The organism is Streptomyces sp. NPDC007875, assembly GCF_042868035.1.
GTDB classification, from domain to species: domain Bacteria; phylum Actinomycetota; class Actinomycetes; order Streptomycetales; family Streptomycetaceae; genus Streptomyces; species Streptomyces antimycoticus.
This window is the reverse complement of sequence record NZ_JBIADZ010000014.1, coordinates 172,184-195,019: the sequence shown is the minus strand read 5'-3', so window position 1 is coordinate 195,019 and position 22,836 is coordinate 172,184. Positions and strand designations below refer to the sequence as shown.

General features: G+C 70.5%; 14 protein-coding genes and 1 pseudogene. 6 read left to right on the top strand and 9 right to left on the bottom strand.

The window, feature by feature from the left end; all coding sequences use genetic code 11:
- Positions 1 to 79 precede the first annotated feature (79 nt).
- Together ACFYOY_RS27955 and ACFYOY_RS27950 are read right to left on the bottom strand one after the other, a co-directional pair.
- Complete coding sequence (locus tag ACFYOY_RS27955) at positions 80 to 2,059, bottom strand: beta-N-acetylglucosaminidase domain-containing protein (protein ID WP_388590311.1); 1,980 nt, start codon at positions 2,057 to 2,059, stop codon at positions 80 to 82.
- Positions 2,060 to 2,278: 219 nt separating this feature from the next.
- Complete coding sequence (locus ACFYOY_RS27950) at positions 2,279 to 2,728, bottom strand: SRPBCC family protein (protein WP_351884943.1); 450 nt, start codon at positions 2,726 to 2,728, stop codon at positions 2,279 to 2,281.
- Positions 2,729 to 2,931: 203 nt separating this feature from the next.
- On the opposite strand from ACFYOY_RS27950, the gene ACFYOY_RS27945 reads away from it, so the two are divergent.
- On the top strand, positions 2,932 to 4,449 hold the full coding sequence (locus ACFYOY_RS27945; protein ID WP_351884940.1) for a glycosyl hydrolase family 28 protein: 1,518 nt from the start codon (positions 2,932 to 2,934) through the stop codon (positions 4,447 to 4,449).
- A gap of 26 nt (positions 4,450 to 4,475) precedes the next feature.
- Here ACFYOY_RS27945 and ACFYOY_RS27940 read toward each other — a convergent pair whose 3' ends face one another.
- Positions 4,476 to 5,498, bottom strand: coding sequence for a glycoside hydrolase family 113 (locus tag ACFYOY_RS27940; RefSeq protein ID WP_351884937.1), 1,023 nt, complete (start codon positions 5,496 to 5,498; stop codon positions 4,476 to 4,478).
- A 121-nt stretch (positions 5,499 to 5,619) separates the two neighbouring features.
- Complete coding sequence (locus ACFYOY_RS27935; protein WP_351884934.1) at positions 5,620 to 7,482, bottom strand: polysaccharide deacetylase family protein; 1,863 nt, start codon at positions 7,480 to 7,482, stop codon at positions 5,620 to 5,622.
- Positions 7,483 to 8,073: 591 nt separating this feature from the next.
- On the opposite strand from ACFYOY_RS27935, the gene ACFYOY_RS27930 reads away from it, so the two are divergent.
- From ACFYOY_RS27930 to ACFYOY_RS27920, 3 genes are all read left to right on the top strand, one after another.
- Positions 8,074 to 9,315, top strand: a complete 1,242-nt coding sequence (locus tag ACFYOY_RS27930; protein ID WP_351884931.1) for a glycosyltransferase family 2 protein — start codon at positions 8,074 to 8,076, stop codon at positions 9,313 to 9,315.
- Positions 9,316 to 9,476: 161 nt separating this feature from the next.
- Positions 9,477 to 10,694 (top strand): non-hydrolyzing UDP-N-acetylglucosamine 2-epimerase, encoded by a 1,218-nt coding sequence (wecB, locus tag ACFYOY_RS27925; protein ID WP_351884928.1) that lies wholly within the window; start codon positions 9,477 to 9,479, stop codon positions 10,692 to 10,694.
- A complete protein-coding gene (locus tag ACFYOY_RS27920) occupies positions 10,691 to 11,386 on the top strand; it encodes a family 16 glycoside hydrolase (RefSeq protein ID WP_351884925.1) in 696 nt (231 codons plus the stop codon). Before wecB ends, ACFYOY_RS27920 begins: the two co-directional genes overlap by 4 nt.
- On the opposite strand, the gene ACFYOY_RS27915 is transcribed toward ACFYOY_RS27920, so the two are convergent.
- Positions 11,317 to 13,677 (bottom strand): HelD family protein, encoded by a 2,361-nt coding sequence (locus tag ACFYOY_RS27915; RefSeq protein ID WP_388590307.1) that lies wholly within the window; start codon positions 13,675 to 13,677, stop codon positions 11,317 to 11,319. The two genes, ACFYOY_RS27920 and ACFYOY_RS27915, sit on opposite strands and share 70 nt — an antisense overlap.
- A gap of 137 nt (positions 13,678 to 13,814) precedes the next feature.
- The gene (locus tag ACFYOY_RS27910; protein WP_388590305.1) at positions 13,815 to 14,774 is read right to left on the bottom strand and encodes an NAD(P)-dependent alcohol dehydrogenase; all 960 of its coding nucleotides are present in this window, start codon (positions 14,772 to 14,774) and stop codon (positions 13,815 to 13,817) included.
- A gap of 90 nt (positions 14,775 to 14,864) precedes the next feature.
- On the opposite strand from ACFYOY_RS27910, the gene ACFYOY_RS27905 reads away from it, so the two are divergent.
- Positions 14,865 to 15,548, top strand: coding sequence for a TetR/AcrR family transcriptional regulator (locus ACFYOY_RS27905; protein ID WP_351884916.1), 684 nt, complete (start codon positions 14,865 to 14,867; stop codon positions 15,546 to 15,548).
- A gap of 1 nt (position 15,549) precedes the next feature.
- Here the strand turns inward: ACFYOY_RS27905 and ACFYOY_RS27900 are convergent.
- Both ACFYOY_RS27900 and ACFYOY_RS27895 read right to left on the bottom strand, forming a co-directional pair.
- Positions 15,550 to 15,906, bottom strand: a pseudogene (locus tag ACFYOY_RS27900) (CAP domain-containing protein); the annotation flags it as partial.
- 507 nt (positions 15,907 to 16,413) lie between these two features.
- Positions 16,414 to 18,105 (bottom strand): phospholipid carrier-dependent glycosyltransferase, encoded by a 1,692-nt coding sequence (locus ACFYOY_RS27895; protein ID WP_351884913.1) that lies wholly within the window; start codon positions 18,103 to 18,105, stop codon positions 16,414 to 16,416.
- A 275-nt stretch (positions 18,106 to 18,380) separates the two neighbouring features.
- Here ACFYOY_RS27895 and ACFYOY_RS27890 point away from each other — a divergent pair, with 275 nt between their 5' ends.
- Positions 18,381 to 19,949 carry an MDR family MFS transporter gene (locus ACFYOY_RS27890; protein WP_388590302.1) on the top strand — a complete coding sequence of 523 codons (1,569 nt, stop codon included), beginning with the start codon at positions 18,381 to 18,383 and terminating at the stop codon, positions 19,947 to 19,949.
- Positions 19,950 to 19,964: 15 nt separating this feature from the next.
- Here ACFYOY_RS27890 and ACFYOY_RS27885 read toward each other — a convergent pair whose 3' ends face one another.
- Positions 19,965 to 22,835 (bottom strand): NHLP bacteriocin export ABC transporter permease/ATPase subunit, encoded by a 2,871-nt coding sequence (locus tag ACFYOY_RS27885; protein WP_388590300.1) that lies wholly within the window; start codon positions 22,833 to 22,835, stop codon positions 19,965 to 19,967.
- Position 22,836: the final 1 nt, after the last annotated feature.

Sequence of the window (22,836 nt, the reverse complement as noted above, 5' to 3'; positions counted from 1 at the left end):
CTGCACCCCCATACTACGGAGCGTAGTGCACAACCATCCGAGCGTCACCACCTTCGTCAGGATGCAACGCTTCGGAGGCTCAGGCGGGTTCGGAGGGCTCGGCGGCTTCGGCCGCCTCGGCCGCCTCGGCGATGAAGGTGTCGAGCACCCCGTCGGCGATGCGCACCGGCCCCTCGGGGCGGGTCTCGCCCGGGATGGTGCGGATCTCCCCGGCCCGCTTCGCGTCCGCCGCCGCTTCGGCGAACCACCGTGCCGCTTCGGCCTCGTGGCCGTCGAGACGGGCACCCAGCGCGCCCAGGGTGCGCTCGAAGGCACTCCCCCACAGCGACAGCGCGTCCAGCCAGGGCGCGGAGTCCGCCACGAATCCCGGGTCGGCGACACCGGCCCGGATACGCTCGGGGGCCGTGGCGAGCAGCCGGGCGTACGGGCGCAGATCCCGCAGGGCCGTTCGTTCGTGCCCCGCCTCCCAGGCCGTGCGGAATTGGTCGAGCCGGGCGGCGAGTTCGGGGGCCTGCGGCTGCCAGGGTTCGGCGCCGAAGGTGGGCGCGAGATGCTGGGTGTCGAAGAAGGCCAGCAGTGAGCGGACGGTGGAGGCCGTACGGTCCGGACGCGCGCCGGGGCCGTCCCCGGCGAGGTAGCGGGCGGCGGCCTCCCAGGTGCGGGTGGCGTCGTAGCCGGTGTCGTTCCAGGCGAAGTCCGCCCCGCCGAAGAGGGCGACCTTGCTGGCGGCGGCCTGGTTCATCGGGTTGAGGACCAGGCCGGAGAGCTGCCGGTGCAGGCCGGGCTCGCGGGCGTCGTACGGAGCGAGCAGCAGCCGGCCCTCGGCCTGGCCGTAGTCGTTGACCGGGTAGTTGTCCCAGACGAAGACCTTGCGCCCCCATACGGCCGCGGCCCGCTCCGCGTCGGCGACGGTGATGTGTGGCGGCACCACATCGGTTCCGGTCCACATCACCTCGACCCGCGCGTCCAGCCGCTCGCGCAGGACGCGCTTGTACGGGCTGTCGGTGACATCCCCGTACTCGGTCGGCACCATCTGGAGCGGCCTGGTGTCCGCCCGCTCGTCCAGGAACTCCTTCTGCACCGCGTTGAGCAGGTCGGACTGCGCCTCGGCGGCCGCCTCCGACGAGGGGCCTCCGTAAGCGGCGCGGTCGGCCTCGCAGTTCCAGCGGGTGTAGCTGATGTCGTCCAGCGGCATGGAGAAGCTGCGCACCCCGAGGTCGTAGACCGCGTCCAGCTTGGCCTCCAGCGCGGCGATGTCGGCGGGGTCGCTGTAGCAGATGGAGTTCCCCGGGGAGACGGCGAAGGTGAACCGCACATGGTGGTCGGTGGCCTGCCGGACGAGCTCGCCCAGCTCGGCGAGTTTGACTTCCGGATACGGCTCGCGCCACTTCTCCCGGTGGTAGGGGTCGTCCTTCGGCGCGTAGATGTAGGTGTTCATCTTGACGTCCCCGTAGAACGCCAGCTGGTCCATGCGCTCGGCATGGGTCCAGGGACTGCCGTAGAAGCCCTCGATCACCCCGCGCAGCGGCATCAGCGGATGGTCGGCGACGGAGACGGACGCGATGGTCCGGTGGCCGGATACCAGCTGACGCAGCGTCTGCGCCGCGTAGTAGGTCCCGTCCGAGTCGGCGCCCGCGAGCGCCACCGAGGCGCGGCCCGCGGCGAGTGCGTAGCCCTCGGCGGGAAGCTCGCCGGGCACCCGGCCCCCGGCGGCCCGGAGCGCCCGTGCCACCCGTGCGTCGGCGATCCGGCCGACGGTCACGGTCAGCCTCGGCCCGGGGCCGCCCTGGATCCGCGAGGCTCCCGCGCGGCGCAGCACCGAGGTGACGAGATCACGTGTCGGACGGTCCACACCGTCCGCGACGACGAGACGGACACGGGCGGGGACATGGACGTCCGCTCCGATGCGGGACATCTCCTGCGGGTGCGGGGTGACGACCGGCAGCGGCCCGGGGGCGGTGGCAGTGGCCGCGGTGGCGGCCGCGCCGGTGGGCGGTAGCAGGGCGAGGAGGGTGAACAACACCGTGACACGGGCCAGGGTGCTGGAGCGACTGCGCATGGGACATCTTCTCCGTGGCGTTCGGTGGCCTTCGGGGCGGTGCGGTGCCGTGCGGTGATGCCGGGCGTGTGCGGTGTGCCGTGCGCGGTACGAGCCCCGGCGGGGCTCGGCGTATCCCTACCCAGCGGTGAGCGCGGATGATCGGGCCTGTCGCCGGTCGTCAGTTGCCGCACGGGCGGGCGGTTTGAGAGCCGGGCGCCCGGCGGTAACGGCGCCCCGTCACTCCTCGAGCAGCGCGTCGACCACACGGCCGAAGAGCAGACGGCCGGACCAGGCCGTGGGCGGGTCGAGCAGCCGGGGCAGCCCGCGCAGCCGGGCCTCCTCGCGCCACACCACCTCGGACCCGCCGTCCCGGGGGCGCACCTCGATCTCGGCCCATCCCAGGACCACCGAGCCGCGCTTCTCCAGCCTGCAGATGCCGGGATGGTCGCCGGCGGGAGTGTCAGCGGCGGGCGGGTCCCAGCGCACGACCTCCATGGGGTCGTCGAATCCGGCGCGGCCGACGCCGGTGCGCACCACGACCACGGTGCCCACCCGGGTCGGCCCCGCCGGACGGACGGTGACGCCGCTCAGTGGTACATGGGCGCCGTGGCGCGGCCAGTCGGTGAGCCGTCGCCAGGTCTCGCCGACGGGCAGGGGGGTGCGCCGCTGGATACGGAAGTGGGCCACAGCGGGATCGTAGGGGATCGGCGGCCGGAGGCCATTGACAGCTCGTATCCGCCTGTTACTTTCCACAGAGGAGAGAGGTCCTACCTCTCTTGGGCCCGCACCGAGAAATGTTGCCCCAACAAGGGGATCATCGCAGGTCAAATAGGTCCAGACCTAACAACACATCGGATCTCCACGGCTCCACAGGAGAAGGAGAACGAGAGATGAAGAGACTCGCCGCAGGCGCGGCGCTCGCACTCGCCGCCGTCTTCGGGTTGGCGCAGGTGCCCCAGGCGACCGCCGCCCCCGCACCCGACGACGCCGCCACCGCGGCCCCGGTGTTCAGCGTGATGGACTACGGCGCGAAGGCCGACGGTTCGAGCAATGACTCCGCCGCCATCGAGAAGGCCATCACGGCGGCCAACAACGCCGGAGGCGGGATCGTCCGCTTCCCCTCGGGACAGTACAAGTCCAAGAACACCGTCCACCTCAAGAGCGAGGTGACCCTCCAGCTGGACTCCGGGGCCACGATCCTCGGTTCGAGCGCGGACACCTACGACAAGGCCGAGCCCAACCCGAACGACGACTACCAGGACTACGGCCACAGCCACTTCCACAACGCGATGTTCTACGGCGACAAGCTCACCGACATCGGGTTCACCGGCTCGGGAACCATCGACGGCGCGGGCAACCTCATCACCGGAAACCCCGACTCCGGCGAGGCGGACAAGATCATCTCTCTGACCCGTTGCGACGGGCTGACCATCGACGGGATCACCCTGCGGCGCGGTGGCCACTTCGCGGCCCTCATCAACGGCTGCAAGAACGTGACCTCGGACCATCTCACCATCGACACGGCGAGCGACCGCGACGGCTGGAACATCATCAGCACCACCAATGTCACGGTCACCAACGCCAATATCGCCGCCAATGACGATGCGCTCGCCTTCAAGAGCGATTACGCCCTGGGCGCCAAGCTGCCCAACGGCCATGTGCGGGTGACCGATTCACATCTCTCCGCGAAATGCTGCAACGCCCTGATGTTCGGCTCCGAAACCTGTGGCGACTTCACGGACTACGCCTTCCAGGGCATCACCATCACCGGTGCGGACAAGTCCGGGCTCGGCATGGTCTCGATGGACGGCGCCAACATCTCCGATGTGCACTATCGCAACATCACCATGACCAATGTGCACTCCCCCATCATGCAGAAGATCGGGACGAGAAAACGGTGCGGGGGAAATCCGGGAGTCGGCCACATCAGCGACATCACCTACGACAACATCACCGGCACCGGTAACACCCCCTCCTTCAGCCCGACGCTGTGGGGTGAGTCCGGTGGCAATCACATCAGCGGTGTGACCTTCAACCATGTCAGCCTCACCGTGCCCGGCGGCAACGGCACCATGTCCACCGGTGTTCCCAGCAATGACTCCGACGACTACAACCCGAAGAGCATCGGCACCCGTCCCGCCTTCGGCTGGTATCTGCACAACACGGACCACATCACGTTCAACGACAGCTCGGTCAAGTTCGTCAAGAACGACGGCCGTCCGGCGGTCATCGCCGACTCCGGGACCGCGCTGCGCTTCAACCGCTTCACCGCACAGCGCGGCAGCGACAGCCCGGCGGACGTCATCCTCCAGAACGTGTCCGGCTACTGCCTCGCCGACAGCGCCAACACCTCCGGCGGCGCGCTACGGGTGAGCACCAGCGGCTCCAGCGAGAACTGCTCCTCATAACCGACGGCAGTTGGCCACACCCCCCGTCACCCCCGCCACCAGCGGCGCAGCACCTGCTCGGCGGGTTTGCCATGGGGGGTGTAGGCCAGCCGCGGCGCGGTCTCGCCGCTGTCCGGCCAGTCGTCCCACATCCACCAGCACACACCGGCCCACCACGGCCGGCCGTCGAAGGCGCTCAGCAGCGCTTCATACGCGGCGGACTGCTCATCCGCCGCCGCGCGCTCGCTGACGGTCCAGGAGTACGGCGCGGCGACGGCGCCCCGCTGGCTGACATAGCCGGCCTCGGTGAAAAGGATCTTCTTGTCCCACCGGGCGGAAAACGCGGCGAGTTCGGCGACGATCGGCTTCCAGCCCTTCGCCAGCCGTGCGGGGTCGTCGGTGGCGGAGTCGGCCAGCGGCCAGTAGGCGTCGATGCCGATCAGATCGAGTGAGCCCCAGAAGCGGATCCGGGTGTACTCGTCGTAGTTGGCGGCGTAGGTCAGCGGGCCGTCGTAGGTGTCGCGCACCGCGGCGATCACATCGGTCCAGCGGCGCCGGTCGGTGGAGGTGCCGGCCAGTTCGGTGCCGACGGCGAACTGCTCCACGTCCAGCTCGTCGGCCAGCCGGGCGTAGTGGGTGATGAAGCGCCGGTACGCGCTGAACCAGGCGTCCGGATCGGTGGGCCGGATCTCGGCCCGGTCGCCGCCGTCCACCAGGTCCACATGCGGTTTGAGCATCACCTTCAGCCCGGCGTCATGGGCCAGGCCGACGATCCGCCGCACACTGCGGTCGCTCGTGGTCTCCTCGGTGGTGTGCATCGTGGCGCGCCGGATCCCGTTCTGGTACCAGGTGGGCGTGAAGACCACCCACCCGGCGCCGGTGCCGGCGATCTGCCGCAGATAGCGGCGGGCCTCGGGGCGGTCGTAGTCGTCGGTGTTCCAGGCGGGCAGCGTGATGCCCCGCACCTGGCCATGGGGGGTGGGCGGGTCGTCGTCCCCACCGGCCGAGCATCCGGTCAGGACGGCGACGGCGGCGGTGACCGCCGCGGTCGCCCGCCTCAGCGCTCTCATCGGGGCAGGGCCTTCCTCGGGCACGGGCCCGGGTGGTGCGTGGCCGTTCCCGGCCCGCGCGAGGCGGACCGGGAACGGCCTACGGACGGTATGACGGTGGCTCAGGTGGTTCAGGTCGCGCTCAGATCAGGCTCTCGGGGCTGACGAAGGTGTAGCCGAGGGCCAGGATGCCCTCGACGGTCTCCTTCAGCGGCTCGACCGGCTGGTAGGGGTGGTAGTAGAAGCTGGCGAAGCCGTCCCGCACGGCCAGGTTGGCCTTGGCGTTGTTGATCAGGTCGGCCGCCAGCCGGGGCGGGTTGTTGTTGTGGGCCTCGGGCTCGTAGCTGCCCAGGTTCTCCGGGATCACCTTGGTGCCGTAGACGTCGGTGACCGGGTACGGGAAGAACTGCCCGAGGTAGCGGCTGGAGTCGGTCGGAGCGCCGGAGAGAGTGCCCGAGAAGTACAGCGGACGCTCCATGCGGGCGGCGAAGTTCTGCGCGAACACCTTGTAGTCGGTGGCCGAGGCCGCGTAGTGCGGAGTGGTCCACAGCTTCGGCGTGGGCAGGCCCACCCGGGTGAACTCGGCCAGGGCGGCGGTGACCCGGCCCTGGGCCCACTCGGCGGAGTCCTCGGTCACCGGGCCGTCGTAGACCACCGTGTCGGTGGCGTCCACATGGGCCCGGAAGAACTCGAAGTCGTCGGCGGTCAGCCCGTTGTACGGGTTGTCGACGTTGCCGTACTGATGGGTGTAGCCGTGGTCCATCAGCACCGCGCCGTTGTTGAGCATGTACTTGAGGGTGTTCACCAGCGCCGGGCGCTGGGCGAGGCGCACGGTGCGCGCCACGCCGTTGTTCTGCACGCCCTTGGGGTCGCTGTAGACCGGGATGACATTGATGCCGTAGGCGATGTTCTTCGACTTCAGGTAGTCCGCGACCGCCCGCAGGCTGGTGGTGTCGGAGAGCGGGGTGATGTCCTCCAGACGCACCATGGCCCGGTGCTGTTCGGCGGTCTGGGGAGCCAGTGCGTCGAAGAGCAGGTCCTGGAAGGCGATGATCCGGTCGGCCTCGGAGACATAGGTGAAGGGGATCTCACCGACGTAGGTCAGGTTGCCGGAGCGGATCGCCCACGGGGAGGTCTTCTCCGCGCCACCGGCGGTGTCGACCGCCTGGGCCAGCTCGGTCACCGTCGCGTTGTCCCCACCGGGTGTGATGTGGGGGTGCAGGACACCGGCGTCCTGGCCCGCCGGAATCTTCCGGGTGAGGTCCTGGCCCTTGTAGGTCACCTTGGTGATCTGGCCGACGCTGCCGTCCACGTCGTAGAACGACGAGGTCGGGTCCCAGCCGTACCGGTACGCGAACTCCTGCAGGCTGACGGAGTTCGCCATGTTCCAGATGTTCTCGCCGACCCAGATCACCGGCCGCTCGGAGAGCAGCGTGTCCAGGTAGAAGTCCTCCGGTACGGCGTCGGGGATCTCGTCGCCGTAGTAGGTGGAGCCGATGTAGACGGTGGCGTCGTAGCTCTCCATCAGGCCGGAGGTGTACTCCTGGACCGGCTTGGAGGTCACGCTGCCGAAGTGGCCGCCGAGGTTGGCCACGCCCATCGCGTACAGCTCACCGAGGTGTCCGTACGGGCCCGCCGTGTCGTACAGGACCAGCGTCTTGGCCTGGCCGGGCTCGGGGGCCCGCGGCGCGCGCTTGGCCTGGGGGCCGGTGGCCCGGAGCGACCGCCGGACCTCCTTCGATGTCCGTTTTTCGCCGGTGTGGCTTCCGGCCATCTCGGCGCGGCGCTCACGGTCGGCGGACCGCTGGGCGGCCGCCCAGCCCTTGAGGTCCTTGCCGTTCACACCGGTCGCGGGGCTCTGTGCCGCCGACCTGTCGGCGTCCCCCCGGCCCTCGCGGGCCGCCGCCGCGGAAGGCGCCAAGAAGCCGCCGCCCAGCAGGGCGGTGATGGCGAGGGCGATCAACGCCAGCCAGGCCGGCCGTGCTCTTCTTAAGGGTTCCGTCATTGCTCTTTACCCCCCTCATTCGGGTCCCGCATTGCAGGGAACGAGACAGCCGGAAAACAGCGGATCATGGCCGATTACGGCCTGAGGATCATGGCCGGACACCGCGCATGGATCATGGCCGGTTTCCCACCGAATTCCCACCAGCGGGATCACTGAGCTCAACAATCCGGTGATTGTTCTGACGATTCACGTCGCCTGTCAATGGGGCCGATGGGGCAGAAAATTACGTCTTGAAAGTTCAACTGAAGCTCACCTTCGCCCGTGTTGGGTCTGGTACCTTCCGTAAGCGCGCAGAGTTCGGCCCGTTGGGGAGGCGTCCGGCACTCCTGCGCCAACTAAGGTGGGGGGACCGATGTACGGTAGGTCTGCTGTGGGATCAGTGCTGCCCTTGGTCGGCCTGGCCGCGGCGCCGGAAATGATTCCTGGAATTCCGGTTGCCAGGGCTTTGCAGGCAGCCGCCGGGGCAGGATTCCTGTTGTACTGCCTGATTGTTTTCGGCCTGTTGCTGGCTCGAATACGATTACGTGCCCGTCCCTCCGCGACCGGTTCCAGGGCCCCCGGGGCCGAGGACCTGTCCGCGGTGGACCGGACGTGACCGATGAGCCCCTGATATGGGCCAGCGTCGCCATCATCGTGATGGCCGGAACCTACAACTTCGGTCTGTTCCTGCTGTCCCGCCGCCGGCTGCCGCACCGTTCCGGCTCCGGTGAACAACGCTTCTATGTCTTTCTGCTCGCCTGCCTGAACGAGGAGAAAGTGCTGGCCGAAAGCCTTGCGCGAATCACCGCCCTGCCAGCCGGAAAGTGCGTCGCCCTTGTCATCGACGACGCCTCCGACGACCGGACCGCCGAGATCGCCCGGTCCGCGGACCCCGAGCGGGTGTGGCTCCATCAGCGCAAGCTGCCGGGCGCCCGCCTCGGCAAGGGCGCCGCGCTCAACGACGGTGTGCGACTGCTGCGCGCCTCGGGGCTGCTCGGCGGCCGCGACCCGGACGATGTCATCGTCTGTGTGGTGGACGCGGACGGCCGCCTTGACCCGCATGTCATCCAGGCGGTCGACCCGTTCTTCAACGACCCGCGGACCGGGGCCACCCAGATCGGCGTCCGGATGTACAACCGCCGGGCGGGGCTGCTGGCCCGGATGCAGGACATGGAGTTCGTCGTCTACGGCGACATCTTCCAAAGCGCCCGCCGGTTCATCGGCAGCGTCGGCATGGGCGGCAACGGCCAGTTCATGCGGCTGTCCGCGCTCGACTCGCTGGGCGAGGACCCCTGGAGCGACAGCCTCACCGAGGACCTGGACCTCGGGGTGCGGCTGATCGCCCGGGGCTGGACCAATCAGCACTGCACCACGGCGGCCGTCTCCCAGCAGGCCGTACTGGATCTGCGGCGGCTGGTGCGCCAGCGGTCCCGCTGGTTCCAGGGGCATCTGCAGTCGGCCAACCTGGTCCCGCTGATCCTGCGGGAGGTGCCCGGCCGGGCCGCGATGGACCTCATCTACCACCTGTCCAGCCCGGTGCTGATCCTGCTCACCTCACTGCTGCCGCTGTCCTTCCTGGTGGCGGTCCTCGGCACGATCGCCGGCTCCCTCCAGGCCGGCCGGCCACTGGTCTCCACCATGTGGTTCCTCGGCCCGTATCTGCTCTCGTTCACCGCGGCCTGGATCTACGGCTTCGTCTACCGCCGGCGCGAATCCTCGCTCGGCACGCTCCACGCGGTACTGCTCGGCCACATCTTCGTGATCTACGGCTACATCTGGTTCGCCGCGGGCTGGTGGGGGTTGTGGCGGGCCGTCACCGGAAAGCGCACCTGGCTCAAGACCGCCCGCAGCTGACCCTCACGCACGGCCTCGGCACCTCATGCACCGCTGACGCACCGCACGCACCGCTGACATACCTCATGCACCGCCGGTTTCCCACACCCCCTGCGCCACCCGCTTGTGCAGCTCCTTCCTTTTCGCTCCGCTTCATTTCGCTCCTCTCGTCAAGGAGACCCATGTCCCTCATTGGCAGACCCGTGTCCCTGTCCATGGACGAGCCCTCCGCGCCGCGTCCGCCCCGCACCGTCCGCACCATGCTGGTGCTCGGCACCCGCCCGGAGGCGATCAAACTGGCCCCGGTGGTCCGGGCGATGGCCGCCTCCACGCTGTTCCAGCCGGTGGTGGTGACCACCGGTCAGCACCGCGAGATGCTGCAGCAGATGCTCGGTCTGCTGGGCGTCGGAGTGAAGACCGACCTGGCCGTGATGCGGGACCGGCAGCGGCTGTCGGAGCTGACCGCGCGGCTGGTGGACGGACTGGGCACGGTGATCCGCGCCGAACGGCCGGATCTGGTGGTGGTCCAGGGCGACACCACCACGGCGCTGTGCGGTGCGCTGGCCGCGTTCTACGAACGGATACCGGTGGCTCATGTCGAGGCGGGGCTGCGCACCGGCGTCCTGGACAACCCCTTTCCCGAGGAGCTCAACCGGCGGATGATCGGCCGGGTGGCCCGCTGGCACTTCGCCCCCACCGACCGGTCGGCCGCCCAGCTCAGGGCCGAGGGCGTACCGCCGGAGCAGGTGATCACCACCGGCAACACGGTCATCGACAACCTGCTGTGGGTGCTGAAGGAGGGCGCCGGGCACAGCGCCTTCCGCACCGCGCACCGCAAGGTGCTGCTGACCCTGCACCGCCGGGAGAACCAGGGGGAGCGGATGCGGGCGATGGGCGCGGCGCTGCGCCGGCTGGCCGACCGCGGCGATGTGGAGATCGTGCTGCCGCTGCACCGCAGCCCCGCGGTGCGGGAGGCCCTGCTGCCGGAGCTGGACGGCCATCCGGGGGTGCGGATGATGGATCCGCTGGACTATCTGGACTTCGCCGCCACGCTCGCCGACTGCGATCTGGTGCTGACCGACTCCGGCGGACTGCAGGAGGAGGCCCCGAGCCTCGGCAAGCCCGCGCTGGTACTGCGGACCACCACCGAGCGCCCCGAGGCGGTCGAGGCGGGGGCGGCTCGGCTGGTGGGCACGGACCCGGAGGCGATCCTCACCGCCGCCGGGCGGTTACTGGACGATCCGGAGGAGTACACGCGGATGGCGGGGGCGGGAAATCCCTTCGGCGACGGGCGGGCCGCCGACCGCATCATGGCCCGGCTCACCGAGGACTTCGGACAGCAGGAGGCGGTGAACACCGCACGGCGCGACGCGGCCGGCTCGTATGATCCGGTGGCATGACGTCGTTACGAGGGCGCACCTGGTGGCGGGCCGGGGGGCTGGTGCTGGCCATCGTCCTCGTGGTGGTCGGGGCGCTCGCGCTGTCCGGCGTATGGGACCGTGAACGGCCGCCGGAGAACGTCAGGACCTGGCGGGACGGTTCGGTGCACGGCCCGTGGCGGTCGGTGTTCCACGGCTACGGCGGGAACGTCGGCGGGGTGGACGAGCTGACGCTCACTCCGCGGGCGGCCCGCCGTGAGGACCGTACCCACGCCTGTCTGGTGGTCTCCACCGCCCGCTACGAGCGCCTGGACTTCCGGGCCCGGATGCGCACGGCGAAGCAGCTGCGCACACCCGAGCCCAATCCATGGGAAGTGGCGTGGCTGGTGTGGGCCTACACCGACCCGGAGCACTTCTACTATGTGGCGCTCAAGCCCAATGGCTGGGAGCTGGGCAAACGGGACCCGGCCTATCGGGGCGGGCAGCGGTTCCTGGCCACCGGCACCCGCCCCTTCCGGGTCGGCGACTGGTCGGACGTACGGGTCCGGCAGCAAGGTCCGCGGATGACGGTGTCGGTGGACGACCGTCAGGTGGTGGGCTTCACCGACCGGGAACGCCCGTACGCGGCGGGGAGTGTGGGCGCCTACACCGAGGACGCCCGGGCGGAGTTCCGCGACATCACCGTCCCCGCGGAGCCGTCGGACCCCTCGTGATCGGCCAGGTCGGCCGGCTCGGAGGGGTCCGTCGGCTCGGACGGGTCGATCAGCTCGGACAGGTCCGTCAGGTCGCGCAGCCCCTCCGGCAGTGGCCCGGTGTGCACCACGCCCAGCCGCTGGGTGGCCCGGGTGAGCGCCACATAGAGGTCGCTGGTGCCGAACTCCCCGGGCTCGGCCACGATCACCGTGTCGAACTCCAGCCCCTTGGCCTGCCGGGGGTCGAGCAGCACCACCGCCCTGGTCAGATCCGGGGACCGGCCGGTGGACGCCTCCGGGAGAGCGGCTGACAGCGCGTCAAGGCGGTCCCCCGGGGCGATCACCGCGAGACGGCCCTCGGTGCGGGTCTCCCGCGCCACGGCCGCGGCCACCGCACCGGGCAGATCACCGGTGTGCTCCGCCCAGGGCCGCACCCCCGTGGCGCGGACCGAGCGCGGCGGCTGGAAGGCCGGGTCGACGGTGCGGGCCACCCGCGCCGCGATCTCCATGATCTCGATGGGGGTGCGGTAGTTGACACCGAGCCGGGTGTGCTCCCAGCGGTCGCCCACGTACGGCTCCAGGATCGAGGACCAGGAGCCGCAGCCGCCCGGTTCCGCGGTCTGCGCCGGGTCGCCGACCAGTGTCATCGAACGGGTCGGGCTGCGCCGCATCAGCAGCCGCCACGCCATCACGGACAGCTCCTGGGCCTCGTCCACGATGATGTGGCCGAAGGCCCAGGTGCGGTCGGCGGCGGCGCGTTCGGCGGCGCTGCGGTGGTCGCGCTCCTCGGAGCGGTCCGCCAGCCGTTCGGCGTCGATGAGGTCATGGGCGGCCAGCACCTCCGACTCCTCGTCGTCGCGGTCCTCGAACTCCAGGGTGCGGGAGCCGTAGGAGAGATCGAGCACGCCCTGTGCGTAGTCGATGCGCTCCTGGCGCTCGGCCTCCGCGGCGGCGCGGGCCGCCGAGTCGTCGTGGCCGAGGAGTTCGGCGGCCTCGTCCAGCAGCGGGACGTCGGCGGGGGTCCACTCGCCGTCGGTGCGGCGGATCGCGGCGGCGTCTGCGTCGGAGAGGTGGGCGGGGTCGCTGAGGAAGTCGGCCACGAGCTGCTGCGGGGTGAGGGCCGGCCACAGCTGATCGATGGCGGCGTGCACCTCGGGGTTGACCGCGATCGCCTTGCCGAGTTGGGCCACGTCGTCCGCGCCGAGGAGGTTGGGCCCGCCGTAGGGGTCCGCGCCGATCCGGTCGACGAGCTGATCGGTGAGGTCGTCGATGACACGGAAGGCGAAGTGCGGACGGGCGAGGTTGTGCGGCAGCCCGGTCTCCCGGGCCTTGTGGCCGGCTTCGGACGCGATGTCCCGGTCCAGCACCAGTTCGCCGTCGTCGTGGTCGATCACGATCGCGGGGTCGGGCAGCGTCTGCCGGTCCCGTACGAAGCGGGCCAGGGCATCCCCCATCTCCGCGCGGCCCTTGACCTCGGCGGCCTCGGGGGTGTCGGTGCCGGTGGCCGTCACCCCGGGGAAGAGTTCGCCGAGCGTGGCGAGGAGCACGCCGGTCTCGCCGAGCGAGGGCAGCACCTCCCCGATATAGCCGAGGAACGCCGGGTTGGGCCCGACGATCAGCACCGCGCGACGGGCCAGCAACTCCCGCTGCGCGTAGAGCAGATACGCGGCGCGGTGCAGCGCCACGACGGTCTTCCCGGTGCCGGGGCCGCCCTCGACGACGTGGACGCCGTGGTGCGGGGCGCGGATGATCTGGTCCTGTTCGGCCTGGATGGTCTGCACGATGTCGTGCATCCGGCCGGTGCGCGCGGCATCGAGCGCGGCGAGCAGTACGGCGTCCGCGTCGGACCCCTCATGCCCGGTCCGTATGGTGTCCGCGAGATCCAGGATCTCGTCGTGCAACCCGGTGACCTTGGGGCCCTCGGTGGTGATGTGGCGCCTGCGGCGCAACCCCATGGGGGTGTGCCCGGTGGCGAGATAGAACGGACGTGCCACATCGGCCCGCCAGTCGATGACCAGCGGGGTGCGGTCCTCGTCATCGCGCCGGATGCCGATACGGCCGATGTGGTGGTCACGGCCGTCGCGGAACATCAGCCGGCCGAAACACAGCCCCCGCTCCCCCGCCTCGAACGCGGCGAGCAGACCGGACCGCTCGGCCACCAGCACATCGCGCTCCAGCCGAGCCTGGAAGGTGGTGCCTTCCAAGGACAGCGCTTCGGTCACCGACTCCTCGGCTCGTGCCCTGAGCTCGGCGAGGCGCCCGTTGAGCAGATCAAGGAATTCTTGCTCACGGTCCCATTCCTCGTTTGACAATTCGACTCCCGCCGGGATACGATGACTTCATCAGGTTTCCCTATGCCATAAATTCATTGGCACATGGAAATCCCCAATATACGCTGAGAAACGCCCCGGCCGTCAAGGCAGCCGGGGCGTTTCTCTGTTTTATGGCCTCACACCACCTGGATGACGTGTTTGCCGCGGACACCGCCGGCTTCCATGGCGCGGTGGGCCTCTCCCACACCGGAGAGCGGATGGACGGTGTCGATGACCGGCCGGATGGCCCCCTTCTCCACATACGCGGCAAGGTCCGCGAAGAGCTCATGCGTGGGATTGCCGGAGAAGGCCCGCACCCGCCGTGAGCCGTGCAGGGTGGAGATGAGGATGGAGCCCAGCGAAGACAGCGGACGGTCTGCGTCGAAGGCGATGGACACCATGCGACCGCCGGGCGCCAGCAGCCCGCGATACGCACCGAGACCGGTGCCCACTGTGTCCAGTACGGCGTCGAAGGGGCCGAGGGCGGTCGGCCCGGTGGTCCGGTAGTCATGCGCCTCATCGGCTCCGAGCTCCCGGACGAGGTCGAGCGCCTTCGCTCCGGCGAGCGCGGTGACACGGGCGCCGAGCGCGTGTCCGAGCTGCACGGCGACGCTGCCGACACCGCCGGCCGCCCCGCGCACCAGCAGTCGCTCGCCGCTCCTCAGGCCGATCTTGTCGCGCAGCGCCGTGATGGCCGTGGTGCCGACTCCGGGCAGGGCAGCGGCCCGGACCAGATCGATACCGTCTGGCGCGAAGGAGAGCTGACGTGGCCGGACGGCCACGTACTCGGCGGCCGCCCCGAACGTCCCGCGCGGCGTCGCCCCCCACACCCGGTCGCCCACCGCGAGATGACCCACGGAGGAACCGACCTCGGCGATCTCCCCGGTGATGTCGATGCCGGTGCCCTTGGGGAACTTCCGCCCGGTCACCAGCTTCAGCTTGCCCGCCCGGCCCGAGAGCTCGCCGCCATTCACGCTCGTGGCGTGCACCCGCACCAGCACCTCCCGCGGACCGGCCACCGGCTTGGGCAGCGTGCCCTCGTACAGCACCTCGGGAGGTCCGTACCGGTCGTACCGCGCCGCGCGCATCTCACTCATCGCCCTCATCGTCCCTTTCGCACATCGGGGTGGCCGCCACGCTAATGCGCACAAAGGGTCGAACCGCCGGGTCGGCGTAATGTAAGAAACATGCCTTCCCGCGTCTCTCACATAGCGCCCGCCACCAGGGATCCGGCCGTCCAGAGCTCAGGGCTGCGGTCCGACGCGGAGTCCAACCGCCGACGCATCCTCAAGACGGCCCGGGCGCTGTTCGTCTCGCGCGGGGTCGATGTGCCGATGGCCACCATCGCCCGTCACGCCCGGGTCGGGGTGGCCACGCTCTACCGGCGCTTCCCCACCCGCGAGGCACTGGTCACGGCGGTGTTCTCGGATGAGTTCGCCGCCTGTTCGGCGATCGTCGACGACGCCCTGGCCGACGAGGATGCGTGGCGGGGCTTCCGCCGGACCATCGAGTCGGTGTGTGCCTCGCAGGCGCACGACCGGGAGTTCAACGACGCGCTCCTCTCATCGTTCCCCGACGCGGTCGGCTTCGAGCGGGAGCGCTCGCGTATCGAAGACGGCTTCGCCGAGGTGGTCCGGCGCGCCAAGGCCGCGGGACGGCTGCGCCAGGACTTCGACGTGTCCGATCTGACCCTCGTCTTCATGGCCAACCGAGGTGTCATCGGCGACGCGGCGACCGCACCGGCCGCGTCCCGGCGGCTGGTGGCCCACCTCTTGCGGTCCTTCGAGGCGGGGCGGGCCGAGCCGGCCCGCCCCCTGCCGCCACCGGCGGCGCTGGGACTGGGCCGGCTGTACCCGGCTCGGGAGGGATGAACTACCGGGCGGCGCCGAAGTCCTGCGTCCAGTAGTGGCCGGGCTGCGCCACGCCGACGCCGATCTCCTTGAAGTCGCAGTTCAGGATGTTGGCCTTGTGGCCGGGGCTGGACATCCAGCCCTCCATGACGCTCTTGGGCGACTCGTAGCCGTAGGCCACGTTCTCGCCGTAGGTGCTCCAGGAGTAGCCCGCGCGCTCGATCCGGTCACCCGGGGAGGATCCGTCGGAGCCGGTGTGCGACATATTGCTGTGGGCCGCCATGTCCTCGCTGTGGTCCTGGGCGGCCTTGGTCAGCTTCTCGTTCACGGTCAGCGGCTGACAACCGGCCTTGCTGCGCTCGCTGTTGACGAGATCCACCACTTCCTGCTGGTCGGTGGCGGCCGCGGAGGTGGCGGAGGGGGAGCCCGCGGTGGCGGACTGTGCCATCGCGGCCGAGGGAATGCCCACGGCCGCCACGGCGAGGGTGGCGATGGCTATCTTGCGGCGGTGCGTCGTGCTGTTGCGGTGCTTGCTCATACGTGACCTCACACTCGGTTGAGGCCCGTCATTCTTGGAGTCGTCGCCATATGGGGCAACACACGTGTTCGTACTACAAGGGTTCGTAGCGAGGACGGCGCTTGCGATCTGCGGCGAGACATGCTGAGCCGGTTCCGGGGAGTGCTCAGGTGGCCCGACGCCCCATCAGAAATCGCGGCAACCAGGCGAGTGGACGACGGGCCCGGAGCACCGGGGATCGGGATAGCACGGAACCGGCCATTTCCGACAGAGATGATAAAACCACTATGTCGGCTAGTCGATATGCTCCACTAAACCCCCTTTACGACGGCGCCCGGTGTGAGAGATGTCATGACATGGCAGGGGTGGTCAGCGGCGGTAGAGGGTGATCGAGTGGCCGACCTCGTCGATCGGCTCGCTGCCGTCGATCAGCGCCACCAGCCGGCCGGTGGCCTGGGCGATCGAGGAGTCCGAGACCACCAGCAGCCCGCGCACCTCCGCCGGGCGGGCCCGGCGCGGGTCGGACGCGTGGATGCCGTAGGCGGACGGCACACCGCCGCCCTTGTAGACGAGCCAGATCCGCTCGCCCCGGTATCGCTCCCGGAGGCGGTCGGCCAGTCGCCCCAGGTCCTGCCCCCAGTCGACGTTCGAGTCATGCAGCCGCAGATGAGTCCGGGACGGCCCGCCGAATGCCTCGTTGGAGTACGGCAGATAGTACGGATACGTCCGCAGCGAGCTGACCGCGACGAACAGGACCAGCGCCAGCGTGGCCCCGTACACCCAGCGCCACCGCACGGCCATCAGCCCGGCCGCCGCCACCGCCAGGAACATCGGCAGGAAGATGGCGTACCGCACCCCGAGGTTGCGGGCTCCGTCCAGGGCGGCGAGCAGCAGCACGGCCGCGGGGATCAGCACATACGGCGCGGCGGGCCGCAGCCGGGGCACCACCAGCATCACGGCGGTCCCGGCCGCCCAGAGCGCGAGCATGCCCAGGGGCGTCTTCACCAACAACGCGACGGGCAGGTAGTACCACAGCGACCCGAGGTAGCGGCGACCGAGCAGAAAGCCGTGCCAGGTGTCGTACTCGAAGCCGAACTGGACGCGCATCCCGTCGCGGTACGCCTCCGGGAGCGGCAGCAGCTCGACAGCGAGCCCGCGCACCCCGTGGACGACCGGAACCGGCCCGGTGGGCGTCCAGCGCAGCCGGGGGTCGACCAGGAAGTAGACGGCCCACACCACGGCCACCGCGATCAGCGCCACGGCCACCGCCGCCGCCACCCCGATCCCGAGGGACCGCGCATGGCCGCGCGGTGTGCGGTCGTGCGTACGGTGGGCGTACCAGGCCGAGAGCACGGCCAGGAGCAGCAGCACCGGCACCGCCGCCAGCATGCTCATCTTCGTGGCCAGGGCCGCGCCGAGCGCCACTGCCGCGAGCGGAAGATACCGCCGTGGCCGCCGCCGCGCCCGCCACAGCAGCCAGCCCGAGGTCAGTAGAAAACCGGCCGCCGGTACGTCGAGCGTGGCGAGGGAACCGTGCGCGATGATGTCCGGCGAGAAGGTGTACAGGGCGAGCGCCACCGCCCCGCCCACGGGTCCGGTCAGCTCACGGGCGAACGCGAACACCACCAGCCCGAACAGCAGTGTCAGCGCGATCATCGGCAGCCGTGCGCACAGCATCAGCCGCCAGGGGTCATTGCCCGATTCGTAGAGCACATGCCGCCCGAGCGCCGTCTGGTCACCGGCGAAGGCGGCGTCGAGGTGCGGCCGCGCGAGGGCCGCCCCCGCCGCGATGATGAGCTTTCCCAGCGGTGGATGCTCGGGGTTGTAACGCACCCGGTGGTGGTGCAGGGAGTTCACCGCCGTGCCGACGTACACGGGCTCGTCGATGGTCGGCGTCTGCTCCACCGCCGTGGTGACCATCGCGACCGCCATCTGAGCGAGGAGCGCCACGACGGCGGCCACCACCAGCCAGCGCCGATGCCGCCCCGGCCCCGCCTCCCACCGGCCCTTCGGCCCGCCGACGGCCCTGGTCACGCTGTCGATCACACCCGCCCACCGCATAGCGACAGACGCTAGTGCCGATGCGCCACCGCACAGGGCATCCGCCGGGAAACTTGAGCGAACTCCGCAATCCGAACCGTGCCATCCGGGGGTCATGCTCGCCGTCGGAGTGCATCCGCAGCGTGTGCTCGCGCAGGGCTTCGGGGATTTTTGTCCGGTGTGCTCTTCTGATCGGGGCCCGGCTCTTCCAGGAACTCCGACCCGCTCGGGACCTCTTTCGGGGTCGGCCCGTGAGCACCCCCGCGCCGAGCGCGTTGAGAAGGAAGTGATCAGCCATGTCCGTATCCGACGCACCGCCGTCCGGCAGTCCCGCCCCGCCGGAGACCACCCCGAGAAACGTCCGTCTGGCCCTGCTCGGTGTGCTGCTCGCGATGCTGCTGTCGATGCTCGACTCCACGATCGTCGGCACCGCAATGCCGACGGTCGTCGGCGATCTCGGCGGCCTGGAGCACATCTCCTGGGTGGTGACCGCCTACACCCTGGCGACGGCCGCCTCTACGCCCGTCTGGGGCAAGTTCGGCGATCTGTACGGCCGCAAGCACATGTATCTGATCGCCGTCGTGGTCTTCGTGATCGGTTCGGCGCTGACCGGCGCGGCCCACTCGATGACCCAGCTGATCGCCTTCCGGGCGCTGCAGGGCCTGGGCGCCGGCGGGATCGGTGCCGGTGCCTTCGCCCTGATCGCCTCGTTGGCCCCGCCCCGGGAGCGGGGCCGCTACCAGGGCATGACCGCCTCCATCATGGCCATCGGCACCATCGGCGGCCCGTTGCTCGGCGGCTTCGTCACCGGCCATCTCGGCTGGCGCTGGGCCTTCTTCATCAATCTGCCGCTCGGGATCCTCACCCTGGTCTGGTGTCAGCTGATGCTGCGGCTGCCCGCCACCCGCGCCAAGGCCCGTATCGACTGGCCGGGCATCACCATGATGGCGGCCACCGTCTGCGCCCTCACGCTGGCCGCCACCTGGGCCGGTTCCACCTATTCATGGGCCTCATGGCAGATCCTGGGGCTGTTCGCCCTGGCCGCGGCGGGCCTGGCCGCCTTCGTGGCCCGGCAGCGGCGCGCGGCCGAACCGCTCATGCCCCTGCGCATCTTCACCGGACACCGCAACTTCGCCCTGGCGTCCTCGCTGATCCTGGTGGGCGGGGTGGTCATGTTCGGCTGCTCGCTCTATCTGCCGCTGTACCAGCAGACCGTCCAGGGCGTCTCCGCCTCCCGCTCCGGTCTGCTGCTGCTGCCCCTGATGATCCCCGTGGTGATCATGTCGCAGGTCGGCGGCAAGGTCATGTCCGCCACCGGCCGGTACAAGATCTTCCCCATCGTCGGCACCGTCTGCATGGCCGTCGGCCTGTTCCTGCTGGCCACCATGGACACCACCACCTCCCGCACCGCCACCGGGTGCTTCATGGCCCTGGTGGGCACGGGCATGGGCTGCCAGATGCAGATGGTCACCACGATCGCGCAGAACAGCGTGGAGATGCGCGACATGGGGGCCGCCTCCGCGTCGGTCACCCTGTTCCGCACCATCGGCGGCTCCCTGGGCGTCGCGGTCTTCGGTTCCCTCTTCACCAGCGCCGTCCAGGGCCACGCGCCCGCCGGGACGGAGACGGGCGAGGCCCGGCCCGATCCCGCGGCGCTGGCCCGGCTGCCGCAAGCCGCCAGGGACGGCTATCTCCACGCGGTCGCCACCGGCACCCAGCAGATCTTCCTGACCGCGGCCGTCGTCTGCACCGTGGCCTTCATCGCCGCCCTGTGCGTCCAGGAAGTCCCGCTGCGGGGCAGGCCCGGCCCGGTGACCCAGCCGCACAAGGCCGAGGAGGAGGCCGCCAGCCCGGCTGCCCCATAGCACCGCGGGGCCTGACTAGGTCATCTGACGCCGCACCAGCTCGTGCAGCTTTCCGCCCGGGATGGCCATCAGCTCGGCCGGGGCGCCCTGCTCCACGATCCGGCCGTCCTCCATGACCAGCACGCGGTCGGCGTCCATGACGGTCGACAACCGGTGCGCGATCACCAGCCGGCTGGCGTGGAGACGGCGGGTGCTGTCGATGACGATGCGCTGGGTCTCGTTGTCCAGGGCGCTGGTGGCCTCGTCGAAGAAGAGGACGCGCGGACGGCGGATCAGGGCCTGGGCGATCATCAGTCGCTGCCGCTGGCCGCCGGAGATGGCGCCGCTGCCGGAGATCATGGTCTGGAGCCCCATGGGCATCTGGCGGATGTCCTCGGCCAGACCCGACAGTTCGGCGGCCTCCATGGCCTCCTCGGGGGTGAACGGCTCGGCGCCGCGGATGCAGTCGAGCACCGTGCCGCCCAGGGGCTGGGCGTTCTGGAGGACCACCCCGCACTGGCGGCGCACGGCCGCCTGGTCGAGGGCGGCGAGGTCCTGGCCGTCGTAGAGCACGCTGCCGGACACCGGCCGTTCGAAGCCGATGAGCAATCGCAGCAGGGTCGACTTGCCACAGCCGCTCGGACCGACGACGGCCACGAATTCGCCCGGCCGGATCTCCAGTGACACATCGTCGAGCACCAGCGGCCCGTCGTCGCCGTAGCGGAAGGTGAGGTTTCTGGCACGGAGGTCGCCGGAAAGCATCCCCGGCTGTGCGCTGCCGCCGCGGACCTCGGGCGGCTCGTCCAGGATCGGCTTGACCTGCTCGAACATGGGCAGCACCGCGACCACCGAGACCAGGGCGTTGGTGAGCTGCGTAAGGGAGGTGAGCAGCATGGTCACGGAGGTGTTGAAGGTCAGAAAGGCCCCTGCCGACATGCTGCCCCGCGCCGGACCGGCCAGCAGCATGAACACGGTGAGGGAGACCAGCGGAAGGTAGACCGCGTCCAGCACCTGGGTGAGGTTCTTGATGCGCCCGGTGCGCTGATGCAGATCGCGGGAGTGGGCGAAGCCGCGGGCCCAGGCCGCGTAGGCGAAGTTCTCGGCCGCGGCGACGCGGAGCTTGGGCAGCCCGCGCAGGGTCTGGAACGCCTGGTTGTTGAGCTTGTTCTCGCTCTCCACCAGCCGTCGCTGCCAGCGCACCTGCCACAGCCCCATCCCGAGGAAGACCGCGGAGACCACCAGCAGTACGGCGATCACCGCGAGCGCCATGGACGCGCTGTAGTACAGCAGCAGGGCGAGGTTCATCGCGCCCACGGTGCCGGCCTGGAGGACCGTCGGGGCGATCCCGGACAGCACCCTGCGCATGGTGCTGATGCCCATCGCCGCGCTGGCCAGCTCTCCGGTGGAGCGCTGGGCGAAGAAGGTGGTGGGCAGCCGCAGCAGCCGGTCCCACACCGCGGGCTGGAGGGTGGACTCCAGCCGCCCCTCGAGACGCAGCAGGGTCAGGTTCTGCAGCAGCATGAAGGCGGCGGCGACGACGCTGGAGACGATCAGGGCCAGGGAGATCTGGACGATGGGGCTCTTCTCGGCACGGGGCACGAAGCCGCCCAGCACCTGGCCGGTGGCGAGCGGCACCAGCGCGCCGAGCGCCACCGTCACCAGCCCGGCGATCAGGAGGTTGCGGACGTCCCCGGCGGAGCCGCGCACGCTGAAGCGCATCAGCCGCCACATCGTCATCGGCCGGTCGGGCAGCGGACGGTAGAACATCACGGCCCGCGGCTCGAACTCCTCCGCGTTGCCCCCGCCGACGCGGATCCGCAGGCCCGAGGCGGGGTTGACCGCCTCGTACCGGCCGCGCCGCCACAGCAGCGCCACCGGGGCGCCGGACTTGGCGCGGTAGCCCACCAGCGGCCCGGCGTCCTCCCGCCACCAGCCGCCCTCCAGCCGGACGGCGCGGGTGCGGATCCGGGCATGGGCGGCGATGCGCTCCACCGGGTCCGTGCGGTCCTCGGTGTCGCGGCCCCTCGGCGGCTCGGGCAGGGTGATCCCGGCGGCCTCGGCCACCCGGCGGCACACCGCGTGCACGGCGTCGTCGGTGCTCTCCTCCGACGGCCGCCGCTCCCGCCGCTGCCCTCCGATGGAGGCGATCAGCGCCTGGTCGGCCCGGGTGCGCACGGCCTCACCGGCCCGGATGCCGGCCGCGGTGCGGTCCGCGTGGGCCCGATCCATGGTCTCGATCCAGCGGTCCACGGCGGTGCCGAGGCGGTACTGCTGATTGACCATCCGCTGCCACAGCGAGCCGTCGATCAGCAGGTCACCGGCGGCCTGGGCGCTGTACTCGGCTCCATAGCGGACACTGCCGGGCGGCACCGGCAGCCAGAGCAGGTCCTCGTCGGCCGCCTCCGCCTCGGGCGCTGCTCCGCCGTCCAGCGGGGCCTGGAAGAGGACGCCGAGACTGCGGCTCACCCCGAGCGCCACGGCGTGCTCCAGCGGGGTGGGCGGGGTGTCCTGGAATCCGCCCCCGTAGGTGGCGTACGAGTCGTGGGTCTGGTCCGTACCGTACGCGTCGTACGCCTCCGGGCGGTACAGCTCGCGCAGCGGGATGCGGCGCACCAGGCAGTCCTGCGAGGGCCGGCCCAGCAGGGTGTGGCGTGGCCCCTCGACCGGGCCCGGGAGCGCGGCGCCCGCCTCCAGCCGGCCGAGGAAGTGCCACTGCCCCTCCTCGGCGGCGTCGACCGCGAACAGGTCCAGGGCCCCGCCGACGACGAGCCAGAGCACCTGCGGGCCCTCCAGCGGGAGGCTGCGCAGCCCGGCGCAGTCGACGGGAGTACCGAGGGCGCCCAGCGCCTGGACCACCGCGTCGCCGCCGTCCGCGGCCACCGCCGCGGCCGGGTGAACGGACGCCATG

What these genes read in the sequence shown, in the direction of transcription:
- ACFYOY_RS27940 (WP_351884937.1), bottom strand. Translation starts at nt 5,498, where the DNA reads ATGAGAGCGCTGAGGCGGGCGACCGCGGCGGTCACCGCCGCCGTCGCC.
- ACFYOY_RS27910 (WP_388590305.1), bottom strand. Translation starts at nt 14,774, where the DNA reads ATGAGTGAGATGCGCGCGGCGCGGTACGACCGGTACGGACCTCCCGAG.
- ACFYOY_RS27905 (WP_351884916.1), top strand. Translation starts at nt 14,865, where the DNA reads ATGCCTTCCCGCGTCTCTCACATAGCGCCCGCCACCAGGGATCCGGCC.
- ACFYOY_RS27885 (WP_388590300.1), bottom strand. Translation starts at nt 22,835, where the DNA reads ATGGCGTCCGTTCACCCGGCCGCGGCGGTGGCCGCGGACGGCGGCGAC.
- ACFYOY_RS27890 (WP_388590302.1), top strand. Translation starts at nt 18,381, where the DNA reads ATGTCCGTATCCGACGCACCGCCGTCCGGCAGTCCCGCCCCGCCGGAG.
- ACFYOY_RS27935 (WP_351884934.1), bottom strand. Translation starts at nt 7,482, where the DNA reads ATGACGGAACCCTTAAGAAGAGCACGGCCGGCCTGGCTGGCGTTGATC.
- ACFYOY_RS27945 (WP_351884940.1), top strand. Translation starts at nt 2,932, where the DNA reads ATGAAGAGACTCGCCGCAGGCGCGGCGCTCGCACTCGCCGCCGTCTTC.
- ACFYOY_RS27955 (WP_388590311.1), bottom strand. Translation starts at nt 2,059, where the DNA reads ATGCGCAGTCGCTCCAGCACCCTGGCCCGTGTCACGGTGTTGTTCACC.
- ACFYOY_RS27895 (WP_351884913.1), bottom strand. Translation starts at nt 18,105, where the DNA reads ATGCGGTGGGCGGGTGTGATCGACAGCGTGACCAGGGCCGTCGGCGGG.
- ACFYOY_RS27920 (WP_351884925.1), top strand. Translation starts at nt 10,691, where the DNA reads ATGACGTCGTTACGAGGGCGCACCTGGTGGCGGGCCGGGGGGCTGGTG.
- wecB (WP_351884928.1), top strand. Translation starts at nt 9,477, where the DNA reads ATGTCCCTCATTGGCAGACCCGTGTCCCTGTCCATGGACGAGCCCTCC.